The sequence below is a fragment of the Tissierella carlieri genome, from assembly GCF_018917285.1.
GTDB lineage: Bacteria > Bacillota > Clostridia > Tissierellales > Tissierellaceae > Tissierella > Tissierella carlieri.
Window position 1 is genome coordinate 18865 of record NZ_JAHLOH010000030.1, and the last position, 16214, is coordinate 35078.

Below are 16214 nucleotides of genomic sequence, written 5' to 3' on the forward strand. Positions count from 1 at the left end.
TTAATCACCTCACTCAGAATTTATAATGAAAATAAATTTTAAAGAATCCTTTAACTAATGCAGTAAATAATGTAGCTCCCAATAATGAAAAAAATACAATCTCATTGAAAAAACCAGATATTATAGTTCCAACCCCTAGACCTATAATACATATTGTAATTCCCATAGCACCTGTCTTTTGCATTATCATAATTGTACGCTCATCATTTTCCTCGATATATAATTTTTTTAATGCTTTTTCATCCCTCGTAGCTCTTACATTTTTAAATATATCCAACATTAACAGAAGTTCAAGTCCACATAAAACTCCTGCATGGAAACTCACGATGAAGCTAGGCATTTTAGGTAATTTATCTTGGTTTAAAAATAATACAAGATAGCTAACTGCTAAACCTATGACAATCGCTGACATCCATAATGCTCTAATACGAATTTTCTCTTTAAATTTTTTCATACTATATTTCCTCCACTTCTGAAAAATCAAATACTTCCTCAATAGTCAATCCAAAATATTTCGCAATTTTATAAGCAAGAACTAAGGATGCTGTATATTTTTCACACTCTAAGGAAGTAATTGTTTGTCTTGTTACACCGACTGCATTAGCTAATTCTTCTTGAGATAGTTTATGTTGCTTTCGTAGTTCTTGAATTCTCGTCTTCAAAAAATCACCTCTCTGCAATGTTTACTTTGCAATTTTAGTATAGTATACTTTGCAAATTATGTCAAGTACACTTTGCAAAATTAAATAAAAAAAGTAGTGCAATTTTTTACTACTTTTTTTGTTTTAACATATCTTAATATCAGTAACCATAGGTATAGTGTAATTGATTTAACTTATTCTCAAATATTAAAAGAGCTCATCAAGAAGAATATAGTATTCAACTTTTTCCCAATCAGGTTGTATGCCTAGATGCTTAAAAAATAAATCGATGTAATCATCTGTTCCAAAATTATGTTTTAGTGATCTAACACATAAAGCTATATCTTGATATATATCAGCTATCCCACTTCTGCCTAAATCGATAAAACCACTTATTTTATTGTCTTTAGAAAAAATATTAGGAAGACAATAGTCTCCATGAGTAAATGCCGGTGTAAATTCTTTAGGTTTATTATTCCTTAAATATTCAAGTAGTTCCATTGGAGTATCGAATCTATTATTTTCTTCCCAATCAGATATATCAACTAAATTATTTTCTATATTATATAATGCTTCCTTTAACTTTGTTTCTAGACTATTATCAAATGGACAGTCTTCAATTGAAATAGATTGTAACATCTTTATTCCATCAGCTAACAACCTAACTGCTTCCTCTGGATTATTAAGAAAGTAATCTGAACAAAGCATTTCCCCTTCTATTTCTGTCATAAGTAAATAGTCAAAACCACCATATGATTTAAAGTATATCTTTCTAGGAACTGGTAGCTTATGTTGCAGCCACTCCATAATCTCATGCTCTTTCTCAAGTTCATTAAAGGTAGGTTGAACTTTTAGATAATATGATAATTTATCATTGTAATATCTATAGACTCCAGCAGTTGAACGACCAATATTATCTGCTTCACACAACATTCCATCGAGAAGTAATCTTAAATCTTTAGGGTACTGTTGAATATCCATTTTTGTATTCTCCTCTATCTATCTTCTAGTTTATACTTCAATTACTAATCATTCATCAAATATAATTTCTATATATCTTATTTGTCAAAAATTTCTTTTAAAAAATTTTTATATCCATTTTCATAAATTTTGATTATATTATCATAGCTATAATTGCTTTGTGCAAAGACCTCTGCAATAGCAAACATTCCTGATATGGCTCCAAATTTATCCCAGTATGCTCCAGAATTAGATTTCATTAGTAATTCTGAATGTTCATCAATACTTGAAGAAACAGCTTGTCTTAAAACATTATATGCCTCTTCCTTTTTTTGCAACTTCTCATTATCCAACCAATCAATCTTCTTAACATTCTCATGAAAAGATAAAAAATGAGCAAATCCTTCATCAAAACATATATATTGCAGTTTAGATATAAAACTAGACTCCCCATCTAGAGCTGGATAATCACAATGAAGATATGCATGTGAATATTCATGAGTAAGTAAGTTCTTAATTATAGGTATCAGCTTCTCTACTGAATCAACATAATCTAACATTCTATTAATATCATATATTATAGCTTCCTTTCCACAAGGTGATGTTCTAACCATAGCGTCATAGGGGTCAGGACTTCCGACTACTAAATATACTGTTAATTCCGATATAACTTTATTCCATTCATTAAAAATAGCATCCCAGATATCTCTATTATATGGTTGAAAGTTTTTAAGCTCATTTTCTAATAGATTAGCTACCTCATTAATTAAATTCTTTTTATCTTCAGATACATTTTCTATTAGATATTCATTTTCTACAATAGAATGAAATATCCATTGATTAGACCAATCGCTGCAATTTTTCCCTGCTAAATAATCATTAATCGTATCTCTATTAATTATCATTTCTTCACCTCATTTAAATTTAATATTAGAATGATAGGACAAACTATTATTTTTTCTACCGCTATCATATAACATATTAACAAATAAGTATCTAAACTAGACATTCAAATCCAAACAAACTCCTTAAATGTATCATCCTTTAGTTATTCCAATCATAAATCAAAATATTTCTATTTTCTAAGCTGTTTATATTTAAGCTCCTTGTCCTATGAATCTATATCAATTTTAGGTTCTATTTCCTCTATAGATATATTTAACTACTAAAAATACAATAAATCCAAGTATAGCTAAAACACCAAAGAAGGTCATAAACATAGCCTCTTTCATGGTTGGTCTAGGATTAGGTACTAATATAGGTTTTAAATAATTGTATACTGCTATACATGCAAAAAATCCAGGCAAAATTATCCCTAAGTAGCTTTGCCTCTTTCTAGATAAATATATTACTGCAATAAGATATATAATAATGATTAAAAGTATAGTTAACAATAACTTATTTATGCCGATTTGCATACATGACTTTCTCCTCTGAAATAATTTATTTTAGTTCAAATTCTCAATAAATCTTTGAGTTTCATCTGCTATTTTTTTATATTCAATATCGTGAACATAATGGGAACAGTCTAAGTTAACTATCTCTTCATCTTTAATATTTTCTATATAATTTTTCTGAAAGGTTCTCCATTCATTCTTATTCCAACCAGTTCCTTCTCCATTGGATGAAAACATTAGTATAGGAACATCGGGAACTCCATTTTCTCTTACTATACCTGCACTTACCTTGATTTCTCGAACTTCATTTAACATTGTTTTTGTTGCTGTTCTTCGATAAAAAATAACTTTATATAATTCTTTTTCTTCATTTGTCAATGATCCATATTTTACAGCATCACTTTGCCATACTCTAGGAATCCATCTTGTAATTCCTACATTAGCTGCAAAAGCTGATAATTTTATTATAGGCATATTGATATTATACTCCTCATAAGATTCTGGAACTGCCATATCAAGTCCTATAATTGCTGATACTTCAGATGGATATGTCTGAGCCCAGTATAATGCTTCAATTCCTGACATTGAATGTGCACACAAGATATATGGTCCACTTATTTCAGCTTTCAAAAGTGCCTGTCTTGTTTCAGATAAAACATTATCAATATCTCTATCTATATCTACTACATCACTAAATCCATATCCTGCTTTTTCTACTACTACGATCCTATATTTATCAATCAGCAAAGAATATAGTGATTTAAAATCTAAAATAGGAGAGCATGTACCACCACCAGACATAAATACTAATGTCATATCTCCTTGCCCTTCTGTATACACATGCATCCGATGTCCGTTTACTTCCACCATCTCTCCATTTGGGACGAATAACTCATTCTCTATGGATAATTGAATTCTATGATTAATATAGCTAATTGTTATAAATATAATAGCTAGCCCGATAATTATTCCCATGAACTTTAATATTTTTTTCATAATTTCCTCCAATTAGAATTATATAATTAGTCTTTGTCAAATTTGAGTTCATAAGATCTCTCCTTTAATCAATTATTTATTTCATTTATGGAATAATGAAGATATTATGAAGTAACTAATTATCCCTAATATAAATGCTATTATATTCCTCAAGTTAAAAAGTTTTCTCATATTTTATACCTCCTCAATTGTTGGACACATAGCTGAACTTCTACTTCACATAAATCATATATTTTTATTTTGATAATCCTATAATATCCTCTATAAATTCAATATATCTATATCATTTCATTAATCTTTATTTCATCCATATAATAACCATGGAAATATTTATATATCTGATGCACATCTGATGTTATAATATTTTGTCTATCCATTAGATAATCCTTATTATCTCCAATCCCTAAGCTTTGCTCTATTTGTTTAAATAAATATTTTCTCTTAGGCGTATTAGGTTCTATGGTATCCTTTAAATTTTTATATAACTCAAAGGATTTCTCTCTAGTGGATTCATCTCTATGAAGCAACATAATAATGTGAAAATATAATATCTCAAGCATTACAGATGAGCGTATTTTCGAAAGTATATTAGGATTTTCTAAAATAAAACTAACATAATTATCTATAATCATGGGTAATTTCTCTAAATATCCTGCAAGATATTCTACAATTATTGTGTCTATAATACTAAGTGTAAACCAATGACTATCTTTATTTTTATATTTTTCTTCTAATTCCTCTAAAATATATTCTCTTAGATATGTATTTTCATCTCTAGACTTTTCTGGCTGTGAAGATAAATATCCATAGCCATAAAATTGAATTCCACAAAAAAACCTATCACTCTTAATAATTTTATATGCAGGAAAGTCACCTATTACCAAGTCTTTTTTTATAAAACTAGTGGCTAATAGGAATATAGTGATACCACTTAAGGATAAAATAAAACTTACTAATCCTGACCGAATATATATACTTGATGTAAATTTAATCATTACTATACTAATAAATGTTAATACAATCCAAACTATTAAAGAACTTATAGGTCCCATTATTACTGCTTTTGCAAAAGCTTTTTGCTTTAACTGGAAATCTTTTTCATCCTTTACTGATATAATATCAGGAATTGCAATACCACCGACAGTTTTCATAGATGTTAATCTAAAATTCCATTTACCATCCTCTTTAATTAATGCAAATATTGTAAAAAATATTGCTCTCATTTTAACTCCATTGCTAATAAAGCTTAATGCATGTCCAAATTCATGTAAGGTTACCGCTAAAAAAAATGTAAAAATAAATATTAATATATTTATATAAAAAGGCAGCTTGACGAAACCTTCTGGAATATGAATATAATCTCTTATGAATAGAATTGAAAATCCCAGTATAAATCCAATTATTCCTCCACTAACTAATTCCTTCAATATTTTATACTTCTTCTTTTTCATAGCATAAACACCTTCCTTTTTTACAAAAACAAATACAACTTCATCTATATCACTTTAAATCTTAAAAATTCACTCTACAATACTCTTGCCACAGCTCTCGTCATGGAACTATCTGCCCTAATCTTTAATGGAAAAGCTATAACTTCAAAGCTTGGAACGCCAAGTAATTTATCGAGATTTCTTAGATTCTCCATTATACATATCTTATTTTTAAAAAGTAATTTATGTGTTTCAAAAGGATATCTGTCTGGAGAAGGCATATCTATCCCTAGCATCTTAATATTCTTCTCTATCAATAACTTGGCAAAGCTAATATCTATAACTGGATGATTTTCATAATAGGAGCTCTTTCCATATTCTTGATCCCAACCTGTGTAAAGCAAAACAATACTATTTTCTTCTATCAATTCCTTATACTCTGGTTTTTCTTTTATGATAAGTTGATTTCTTACATCAATAATACATCCTATACCAATAAATGATTCTAATGGCATTTCATATATGTATTCTTTGCTTTCAGTTAAATGCATTGGTGAATCTATGTGCGTACCTGAATGCATACTAATATCTAACCTACGGTTGTTATAGAAATCTTCTTGTAAGCTTTTTACTTGTTTTAAACTTGTTATGCTATCTTCTGGATAAACAGGCATATTATCCTCAATTATGTATGATAAATCTATTAATTTTTCCATATGACTTCCTCCCTAATTAGTAAAACCTAAAATTATTAATATCTTTCTGATAACAATTCTTCAATTCTCCATTGAGGTGGCTCACCATTGTCTCCCCAGTATTCTGCTATTTCACTAATTAAATTATCTTTAACAGTAAAGAAAGAAGTGGCATAAAAACTGCTTGATTTATCTTCTGCTTCTACTTTTACAGCAGAAACAACTATCTCATCTTTAGAGAAAATTTTATCTAAAGTTATTATCCAGCGACCTGGATATTTTTTATTGAAATTGATATATTTATCCCTACCTTTAAAAACTTCTCTAGTATTTGGTAACCATACATATGCATCTTCTTCCATTAATTCTCCCACTTCATCAAACATTCCATCACTCATTAGAGCCCAAAATTTTTTAACTATATATTCCTTCATATTGTAAATTTCCTCCTTACAAAGTCTATATTATACTTATTCTACAAAGTTTGTTAAATCCCTTCTTTTTATATAATCTTTTACAGCATAAAAATAGCCTCTTACTGACCTAAGATTTTGAATTCAGTAAGAGGTTTATAAGATCATTTCCTATTTTCTTTTAACAATTCTATAATACAATTGGATTTTTCACTTACAAAATCATCCATTTCCTTTTCCGTCAGGTATATATATTCTCTTTCTGGATTACCATTATACTTAGTATAAAATCCACTAATATATCTTAATTGTCTCTCTATTGCTCCAGCAGGATAATAATCAAGATAATCAGGGAATGATTCTATGTTTTTAAATATCCTATGGAATATACTATTAGGGTTTTTCCTAAAATATAGATGATCTAAGTCATACCAATCTTTCTTAATGGTCCATATAAATCTTTTATCCGTTTCTAATTTCTTATACTCGGCATCTATTTTTTTCTTTTCATCTACCATGTTTCCCCACTCAATATCCGTTAATAAGTGAACATAATAACCTAATAAAAAGGAATATAACTTATCATCCTCTATTTCTTTGTTTAGATATTCATCGTAAAATTTTTCTGCCTCAATAACTTCATCTTTGTTAATCCAATGGCTAACTGATTTAGAAGGGAAAAATTCACTCCAATCCTCATTAGGCTCACCACAATCTGGCCCTACATTACCTACAAGAAAATATTTTTCATCTAAACTCCTATTCGCATTTAAAATAGTTTCAGCTATTCTAATATGCGCCCCCCATGTTGCCATAAAATCTCTCCCCTTTATTATAAATTTTTATCACTAGATTCTTTGATATTCTTTCTTGTTTATTTTATATAAAACATGGGGTCTTTTCAATGATTTAATATTAATAGACAATTATAATTGTCTATTAATATTAAACTCTTTTGAAAAAATCATTTTATTGTGCATTTACAACATTTACAATATCCATTTTTCTAATTTTCTTTACTGGTTTAATAACAGACAAAATTGTAGATAAAACGGTAATCATAATGATTACACCAAGTACAGCAAAAGGAATTTCCCACTCAATACCCCAACGTGATGTAATCATAGAATGAAAAATAAGTTGATGTAAAGGTAAGCCCAAGATACATCCTGTTATACATCCGCAAACTGCATAAGTGCTGGCTTCAGCAAGTACCAAGCGATTCAGTTGTTTTCCAGACATTCCTACTGCTCGCATTACCCCATACTGATTCATTCTTCCTGCAACACTCATATTTATACTGTTTATGATATTAAATATTGTGATGGAGGCAATAAGGAGTAAAAATCCATAAATAAAGATTGCAAAAGAATAAAACATTGCCTTAGTTTCCTCGTTACTTTGTCTCATGTCTGAGAACTTCATTTGAGATGCTGTTGTTAGACTGCGTATCTGAGAGACTGCATTATTATCTACACCCTTTTTAAGCTGCATATCAATAATTGTATATCCTTCTTCCCCAGTCAGCTCTTGAAATAGCTTTTCTGAGCAGATTATGTTTTGTGTTCCTTGATCACTATCAAATGGACTATCAGATAATATCCCACCAATCTTAATTTTTTTCTCTCCTGAAGAAAATTTTAAGGTGATTGAATCTCCTAGCTTCCAAGTCAAATCTTCTGAATAAACAATCAGCACACTATCTGTCCCTTTTACTACCTCATCAATACTTCCCTGTACTAGCTGTTTTTTTGCCCAATTGAATTGATTTTCTTCATAGGAAATCAGATTAATCTTGCCATTGTCATGCTTACTTGCTGCAGGTATATCATATGCAAACATACGACCATAAACACGCTTTATATTAGAATCTTTCTTTAGCTGTTCAAACAAACCTGTATCCAATGATGGGGTGTTATCTATGCTAATAATAGAAATATCAGGAGTATAAGGTCTAAGAGGTTTTAGAGCCTGATGCATAAAGTTTACCATTACACTAAAGGATAAAAATAAAATAATACTTATAGCAAAAGAACCTGTCATTAATAAAATATTTTTTTTACTAGCAAAAGCATGATGAATTCCCATAGCGATGTCCACAGATATACGATTAGTTTTGGCGGCTGTTTTGGACTGTGGTGCATTGCTTTGATTAATGTTTCCACTTACTGCACTAAGGGGAGAAACTTTAGCCGCCTTTTTACATGGGGCAAGAGATGCAAGTATCACTGTCACAAAACCTACTATAACGCCTGCAATCAAACTAGGCCAACTAATGGCAAATAAGGGCATATCTTTAAAGTAGACAGGATTTACATATTTTAAGAATCCTGAAGACGCCCAAACAATGACTATTCCTAGCACCAATCCTATTGGAATTCCTTTGAGGCTAAAATTGATTCCCTCTAGCAATACAAATCTTTTTATCTGTGCTTTAGATGCTCCAAGACATCGTAACATTCCGAAGAACTGAACACGTTCGAGAATGCTCATGTTAAAGCTGCTTGCAATCATAAAAACTCCTGCAGTTAGCACTAGTACAAACAGCACAGCTGCAACCATATAAAGTTTCATCATATAACTATCATGACTCTGCCCAACTAACGCGAGGAGAACAGTATTTTCAGAAACCTGTTCATCTACTAAATGAAAGTTTGCCTTAATTTCATCAATTGCTCTTCGTATATTGACACCTTTTTTGAATTGAACATAATAGCGACTCCCATCTGTATTATCCGTAATTTCTCGTATTCCTTCATTTGATAAATAAAGTCCATGACTATCTTGACTCTTAAGTTGTGCAAAATCTCCATAAACGCCAACGATGATATATTTATTAGCTCTTCCATCTGACAAAGTTACAGAAACAGTGTCTCCTAAAGAGATATCCAACTGCTCAATAGCCTGTCTATCAAGCAAAGCTTCATTAACATTTTTGGGAAATCTTCCTTCCTCAATATCAATTCCCATCTCACGGGAAATTGATTCTTCACCTCCCATCACCGCTAGCGGCTTTTCTTTTAACATGCCTAACATACCATCATGAATTCTCTGTACCCATCCAGAGTTCTCTACATCTGCACGATTACTAATCAATTTTGCAGTTTCATCATCTATTTTCTTGATACTAATATGGAAATTACCATACTCTTTTATAGCACTTATCTTTCTAGTTCGAACCTCCATATCGGCCATACCAAAGATTGCCGTAACCAAACATACAGCAATTACAACACATGTAATTGTAATGCGATTCTTTTTCTTATGAACCTTTGCGTATTCTCCCACTAAATTAAGATAGCTTTTCATTCTCTCTGCACCCCCAGATCAGTTAGCACACCGTCTGAAACCTTCAATACTCGATCAGCAGCAGAAGCTATATTTTGATTGTGAGTAATCATCAAAATAGTCTGCTGATATCGTAAAGCAGCAGCTTTTAGCAGTGAAATAACATCTTTGCTGTTTTCGCTGTCTAGATTTCCAGTAGGCTCATCTGCTAAAATCAACATAGGATGAGTAATTAATGCTCTTCCGATTGCAACTCGTTGTTGCTGTCCACCAGAAAGCTGTCTAGGTAAATGTTTCCTTCTACTCTGTAAACCCAATACATCTAGAATTTCTTCAACATATGCATTATCTGGTTTTTGATAGTCCAAAAGTAAAGGGAAAATAATATTTTGTTCTACATTAAGTTCTGGAATCAAATTATAAGCCTGAAAAATAAAGCCAATATTACGACGGCGAAAAATCGTTAGTTTTTCCTCTTTCATAGAGAAAATATCTTTTCCATCAATAAATACCTTTCCTGAAGTTGGTGTATCTAGTGCACCAATTGCATTTAAAAGTGTACTTTTACCTGAGCCTGATTCTCCAACTACAGCAACAAATTCACCTTTTGATACTGAAAAAGATACATTTTTAAGTGCTTCTACTTTGGTATCTCCACTCCCGAAAGTTTTACATAAATTTTGTACCTCTAATAAATTCATCTTTATACCACCTTTCTAGTTGCTAACACCAAAATATCATATACATCTTACTTTAAGGTGAATTTCAACTTACATATTTGTAAGTTTCAAGAAATCAAGTGTAAAAAGACTGCCTGTTCCTAATATACTATCTACAGTAATAGTACCATTGTGAGCTTCTACAATTGATTTTGCCAAAGATAATCCTAATCCAATACCCTGAGTATCCTGTGAAAAACGACTTCGATAAAAACGTTTAAAAATATGATGAATGTCCTCAGGATGAATACCTTTACCATTATCTTTTATAGTAATTTTTATAAGAACAGGGGTTTCTTTCCATGAAATTTCAACTTTTCCTCCTTCTCCCATATGATCCAGTGCATTTTTGACAATGTTTCCTATTGCCTCCATTATCCAATTCACATCACAGTAAAGAGCAACATGATTAGGACCATTCAATATAATACTTTTTTGTTCCTGAATTCCTCTGGTTTCAAAACTATAAGCTACTTTTTCCGCAAGCAAGGAAACATCTGCTTCCCTTTTATTAAGTATAATAGTTCCTGTATCTAGTTTTGCAATCTTTAAAAGACTTTGAATCAAAATTTCCATCCGTTCTAAAGCATTTTCTGTTTTAGTAATAAATTTTTTTACTGTTTCCTCATTACCACTTTCATCCTTAATAATTTCATTATACATTTTCAAAGCAGCAAGAGGTGTTTTTAATTGATGAGATATATCTGCAATCATATTTTTTAAAAAATCCTTAGTATATTTTTCCCTTTCAAAGTGTGCATTTAGAGAAGTAGTCATTGAATTAATAGAAGCAAACAATTTATATAAATTCCCCTCTTCATTGCTATCAATACGTATTGTAGCATCACCAGCCATAAAAGCGTTCATTGCAGTATTAGCTTTTTCAATAGTATTATGCTGACGTTTAAAGTATAGAAAAAAAGCACTTATAATCAGTACTCCAAACATTGCTACAAATAAAATAAAATATAGCCTATATTTCCAAAGGAGCATATTTCCATCTGGAAATAGACTATTATTCATATCTACTCCATACCCTAATGTGTCCAAGAAATCTTTGCCTGCTAAAATTTCTTCTTCTGTTTTTGGTTCTACAAATGCAGAAGAAATGTAGGAGGGATTTATTCCATGTTTCAATAGATATCCTGCAACCTTATAATTATAAGTAAACACTTCTGTTTTAAAATCATGAATAACCATTTGTGAAAGAAATAAACAAAAAAATAAAGCTAATATTATAATAACCATAATATGATGAAAGAATTGACGGATATCTTTATTCGTGAGTAACTTCATATACAAAAACCTCCTTATCTGACTACATTCCATTTATAGCCAATACCTCGTACAGTGAGAATCATCTTTGGATGATTTGGATCCTTCTCAATTTTACAGCGTAGCCTACGGATATAGACAGAAAGTGTATTATCATCTATAAAATCACCATCTCCATCCCACAGTTTATTAAGTATGATCTCTCGTGTTAAAATCATATTTGAATTTTTCATAAGCAAGCTAAGTAGTTTGTATTCAGCTACAGTTAGCTCCAATATTTCCCCATTTTTCAAAGCACGATTGTTCAAAAACTCAATAGTAATATCATTAGAAGATACTACACTAGCCTCCCCTTGAAATGCGTTTGCTCTACGTAACAATGCTTTTATTCTAGAAATTAGTTCGTTTAATTTAAACGGCTTTATGATATAATCGTCTCCGCCTATATCTAATCCCATGACAATATTTACTTCTTCGTCAGAAGCAGTTAAAAAAATAATTGGAACAGTTGAGGTAAGACGTACTTTTTTACAAATTTCGAATCCTGTACCATCTGGCAAAGTTAAATCCAAAACTAGAAGATCATATCTTCGATCTTCATATAGAGAAAGGGCTTCCTTTACAGTTCTTGCAACATCAATATTAAACCCATTTTTTCTAATAGAATACTCTAAACCATCAATTAAATTTAAATCATCTTCAACTAATAATATATTTTCCATTGCTATTTCTCTCCCTTTTTAAAAACTCAAGAACATTTTATCTATATCCTATTAATTTTATTTTGTAGTCATAATATAAAAATATATCTTTTTTACCTTATCACCTTTATAACAGTATGTAAAATAAATAATGTAACATAATACCTATTTGTATAATGCCTACCATTAATAATCTTATTATATCTTCTATAGTTTTTTCTTGATAGCCAAATTATAATATCTATTTAATTAAACACATATCATATCCCATTATTAAAATATAAAACCATAATTAAAACTTATTGATAATTGTATTGTAATAGGTCCAGTATATCCATATAGACTCACATAAATTTAATATCTTTTCTACAAGATTTCACTCTCTTTATTTGAGTAAATATTATTTATATATACATAGATAGTTATCTTTAGCAAAGAGCTGTCCAAAATTTTATTTTGAGACAGCTCTTTTATAAGTGGTCATGACAAAAATAATAAGTATTATAAAGTCTATTAGTACCGAAGATACTATTTTAAAAATTTGTTTTTTACTATATAAATTTTCCCTATTCTTTAATTTTCTACTTGAATCTACTAAATCCAATATAACTATAATAGCAAAACCAATACATGCAATTATTCTAGCTACTACTTGTATGTAATAGCCTATCTCGCTAGCCCAAATCACATTAGAACTGGTTAAATCCAAAGTTAAAAATACTATACATATAATATAAATAGCTCTATCTTTTAAAGATACCTTATCAACCATTTATTAGTATCTCCTCCAGTCATACACTTTATTTGCCAATCCTATATCTATATAGTGAACTCCCTGTTGCATTAGGAATATCATTTAATATGACAACATCATTCATTTTATCGTTTTGTCAAACTAATAATGCCTGTCAATAGTATCTTTTTAATATTCATATAAAACCTCTCCCTTTTATTATAAGTTTTTATCTTTAAATTCCTTCATATTCTTTCTTGTCTATTTTATATAGAACATGAGGTTTCAATAAGCTACTATCTTCTACTCTTGGATGTTTAAATTCTCCAATTTTCTTTAGACCTATTTTCTTCATAACATTTTCAGACGGCTTGTTTATTTGTGCTGTAAAAGAATATATGGTATCTAAATTCAGCTCATTAAATCCGTATCCTAAACATGCTTTAGCTCCTTCTGTTGCATATCCCTTATTCCAGTATTTATTATCTAATCTCCAACCTATCTCAACACAGGGTGTAAATTCTGCCTCAAAAGTTGCAGTTAATAATCCTATAAATCCTATAAAGTCCTTAGTATCTTTTAATTCTACTGCCCATAAGCCATATCCATTCTCCTTGAAATGTTCTTGTACTCTATTAAGAAAATCATCTGTTTCTTTAGAATCTAAAGTCTTTGGAAAATATCTCATTACTTCCCTACTAGAATTCATCTTAGCAAATAATGCTCTATCTGATTCATTCCACATTCTAAATCCTAGTCTAGGGGATTCAAATATATATTCATCTGCCTTACTTGATAAATCTTCCTTTATTTCATCTTTTGGATCCCAAATAGACCATGCTGCTTCTAAGAAATTACCTTGGTTATCTCTGAAATAAAAATATTTTGCCTCTCCATCCCCAAGTATCTGTATATCTTCAACTACAACTCCATTACCTTTCAAATAATTATAAGTATATTCAATATCTGGACAATTGATAGCCATAATAGGAAATGGCTTCCCATTACGTAATATTTCCATTCTTTTATCATCTTCAGTCTCTATTAATAATAATGCTATAGAATTCTTATAGGGATGATGTAACACGGCTAAAAATGAGCCACGGTCTATAAACTTGTCCATCAACTTAAAGCTTAGATTACGAGTATACCACTCTATAGATTCATCAATATTTGAAGTTGGTATGTAAACATAGCCAATACGTGCAAATGTAAATTCCTTATTCACTCATAAACACCCCTTTATATTATACTTCATTCATATCATTGTCTTTTAATTTTCTAAAAATAATCTTCATTCCCATAATCAACTTCCTTTTTCTATCTCATCTTTTATTCGTATAACTAGCTCATTAAAGTTTTCATACTCCTCCAAATTTGGAAAATGTGCTGATTCTTCAAACCATATCAATTCTTTTTTAGGTGCTATTATCTCATTATAGTATTCTTCAATCAACACAGAGGGGGTATTATAGTCGTATCTACCCGCACAGAAGTAAATAGGTACTTTTACTTCTGGGATATCTCTAATAAAATCTAAATCCTTATTATGACCCCACATTGTATCCGCAGAAAATTTATTACCTAAAGCAAATTTTATTCCATCTATTCCAGTATATTCAGATGACAATATGCTGCCTAAAATAATATCTCTTAATGTGTTTACTTTTCTTTCCACTCCTCCATATTTAGATAGCCATCTTCTCTGTGTTGCAGTATCATTAACAGTATTCTTATAAGGCGGTCTTCCGATTCTTATTAGGTCATCTAGGGCTTTTTTATCATTGTTCTCATTAGCCATTTCTAGAACATAATCATATGAAATCACTTCACTTTCTATTCCATTAACAACTTGTCCTATACTTATAAAGGCAGCTACTTTTTCTGGATATTTATCTACTACATACAAACCAAGTTCTGTTCCCCAAGAATGTCCTACTAGATATATCTTTTCTTTTTGATACTTTTCACATAGATAATCAATAAGCTCTTTTGTATCTTCTATAAACTGCTCTCTATTCATAGACTCTTTTGGAATATTAGATGAGTAAGACATACCAGAACCTCTTTGATCCCAGTTGACAACGACGAAGTTATCTTCTAGCTTTTTTTCATATTTACGAGCAAATGATATCTGAGGATAACCAGGTCCCCCATGCAAAAAGAGTAGAACTGGATTAGAGATATCCTTTCCCCTTACTAAAATAGCTTGTTCTAATCCACCTAATTTAATTTTTTCTATAACTGCTACACTATTTTCACCTTCAATCTTTGGCGTTCTATTTGGTAAAAATAACATGACCAATATAGATATCATTAAAACTATTACTACTGTTTTTCTTAATAATTTCATAAACTTAACACTCCATTTACCTTAAGAAGATTCTTGACATCTTCTTATTTTTATTATTCATGTAGTTTCTACCAATATTTATTTTATATGTTTATCTTTTAAGTAATGATAGAATTTATTCTTATCTGTCCATTGAATTAAGTCTATCTCGAAACCGTCTGGATCTTTTATATAGAACTGCCTTGAAAATGGTTTAACTATAATTTCCTGCTCTTGATCTACATATCCTTTTAATTTTAACTTTTCCAAAAGTTCATCTACATTTTCAATAAAATAACCAATATGTCTGAAATTTTGCTCTGTTTCTACTATAAAATTATCTTTTTCAGAGATAAATAATTCATGTCCATCTCCCTTAAGAATTGCATAGTTTTTCCCATTTCCTTTTATACCCTTATCAATTAATTCATAGTCGAGAACATCCCCATAAAAATCAATAAATTTATCTACATTTGAAACATATCTGTTTAAATGGTCTATAGCTTTCATATAATCCTTGTATGATATAGTCAACGACTAAAATCATACTCTCCTTTCTTTTTTATTATAATTATCCGCTATAATTAAACTAGACACTGTGGACTTTTAATTTGACCTTATAGCTTGACTATTT

At 30.1% G+C, this 16214-nt stretch carries 18 protein-coding genes; all 18 read right to left on the bottom strand.

The genetic code is table 11. The features are described 5' to 3' along the window. Positions 1 to 13: 13 nt before the first annotated feature. The 18 genes from KQI38_RS09045 to KQI38_RS09130 all read right to left on the bottom strand — a co-directional run bounded on the left by KQI38_RS09045 (position 14) and on the right by KQI38_RS09130 (position 16090). Positions 14 to 454 (bottom strand): hypothetical protein, encoded by a 441-nt coding sequence (locus KQI38_RS09045; protein ID WP_216558426.1) that lies wholly within the window; start codon positions 452 to 454, stop codon positions 14 to 16. A gap of 1 nt (position 455) precedes the next feature. Then, complete coding sequence (locus KQI38_RS09050) at positions 456 to 662, bottom strand: helix-turn-helix transcriptional regulator (RefSeq protein WP_216558429.1); 207 nt, start codon at positions 660 to 662, stop codon at positions 456 to 458. A 186-nt stretch (positions 663 to 848) separates the two neighbouring features. Next, the gene (locus KQI38_RS09055; RefSeq protein ID WP_216558432.1) at positions 849 to 1622 is read right to left on the bottom strand and encodes an APH(3') family aminoglycoside O-phosphotransferase; all 774 of its coding nucleotides are present in this window, start codon (positions 1620 to 1622) and stop codon (positions 849 to 851) included. Between the two features lie 77 nt (positions 1623 to 1699). Continuing rightward, the gene (locus KQI38_RS09060) at positions 1700 to 2506 is read right to left on the bottom strand and encodes a hypothetical protein (protein ID WP_216558435.1); all 807 of its coding nucleotides are present in this window, start codon (positions 2504 to 2506) and stop codon (positions 1700 to 1702) included. 225 nt (positions 2507 to 2731) lie between these two features. Then, positions 2732 to 3019: a hypothetical protein gene (locus tag KQI38_RS09065; RefSeq protein WP_216558438.1), complete on the bottom strand. Its 288-nt coding sequence runs from the start codon at positions 3017 to 3019 to the stop codon at positions 2732 to 2734. Between the two features lie 30 nt (positions 3020 to 3049). Continuing rightward, entirely contained in the window at positions 3050 to 3994 is a 945-nt protein-coding gene (locus tag KQI38_RS09070) for an alpha/beta fold hydrolase (protein WP_216558443.1), read from the bottom strand. Positions 3995 to 4272: 278 nt separating this feature from the next. Continuing rightward, a complete protein-coding gene (locus tag KQI38_RS09075) occupies positions 4273 to 5445 on the bottom strand; it encodes a M50 family metallopeptidase (RefSeq protein WP_216558447.1) in 1173 nt (390 codons plus the stop codon). Between the two features lie 74 nt (positions 5446 to 5519). After that, positions 5520 to 6140, bottom strand: coding sequence for a cyclase family protein (locus KQI38_RS09080; RefSeq protein ID WP_216558450.1), 621 nt, complete (start codon positions 6138 to 6140; stop codon positions 5520 to 5522). 35 nt (positions 6141 to 6175) lie between these two features. Beyond that, positions 6176 to 6553: a nuclear transport factor 2 family protein gene (locus KQI38_RS09085; protein ID WP_216558453.1), complete on the bottom strand. Its 378-nt coding sequence runs from the start codon at positions 6551 to 6553 to the stop codon at positions 6176 to 6178. A gap of 143 nt (positions 6554 to 6696) precedes the next feature. Then, positions 6697 to 7347: a zinc dependent phospholipase C family protein gene (locus KQI38_RS09090; protein ID WP_216558456.1), complete on the bottom strand. Its 651-nt coding sequence runs from the start codon at positions 7345 to 7347 to the stop codon at positions 6697 to 6699. Positions 7348 to 7501: 154 nt separating this feature from the next. Further along, positions 7502 to 9841, bottom strand: coding sequence for an ABC transporter permease (locus KQI38_RS09095; protein WP_216558459.1), 2340 nt, complete (start codon positions 9839 to 9841; stop codon positions 7502 to 7504). After that, a complete protein-coding gene (locus KQI38_RS09100; protein ID WP_216558461.1) occupies positions 9838 to 10521 on the bottom strand; it encodes an ABC transporter ATP-binding protein in 684 nt (227 codons plus the stop codon). The genes KQI38_RS09095 and KQI38_RS09100 overlap by 4 nt, the downstream gene beginning before the upstream one ends. A gap of 69 nt (positions 10522 to 10590) precedes the next feature. After that, positions 10591 to 11835 (bottom strand): sensor histidine kinase, encoded by a 1245-nt coding sequence (locus KQI38_RS09105; protein ID WP_216558464.1) that lies wholly within the window; start codon positions 11833 to 11835, stop codon positions 10591 to 10593. A 14-nt stretch (positions 11836 to 11849) separates the two neighbouring features. Further along, positions 11850 to 12536: a response regulator transcription factor gene (locus tag KQI38_RS09110; RefSeq protein ID WP_216558466.1), complete on the bottom strand. Its 687-nt coding sequence runs from the start codon at positions 12534 to 12536 to the stop codon at positions 11850 to 11852. 430 nt (positions 12537 to 12966) lie between these two features. Further along, positions 12967 to 13287: a hypothetical protein gene (locus tag KQI38_RS09115; protein WP_216558469.1), complete on the bottom strand. Its 321-nt coding sequence runs from the start codon at positions 13285 to 13287 to the stop codon at positions 12967 to 12969. A gap of 196 nt (positions 13288 to 13483) precedes the next feature. After that, the gene (locus KQI38_RS22310; protein ID WP_216558472.1) at positions 13484 to 14476 is read right to left on the bottom strand and encodes a GNAT family N-acetyltransferase; all 993 of its coding nucleotides are present in this window, start codon (positions 14474 to 14476) and stop codon (positions 13484 to 13486) included. A 78-nt stretch (positions 14477 to 14554) separates the two neighbouring features. After that, entirely contained in the window at positions 14555 to 15601 is a 1047-nt protein-coding gene (locus KQI38_RS09125; protein ID WP_216558475.1) for an alpha/beta fold hydrolase, read from the bottom strand. A 78-nt stretch (positions 15602 to 15679) separates the two neighbouring features. Beyond that, positions 15680 to 16090: a VOC family protein gene (locus KQI38_RS09130; RefSeq protein ID WP_216558478.1), complete on the bottom strand. Its 411-nt coding sequence runs from the start codon at positions 16088 to 16090 to the stop codon at positions 15680 to 15682. Positions 16091 to 16214 lie beyond the last annotated feature (124 nt).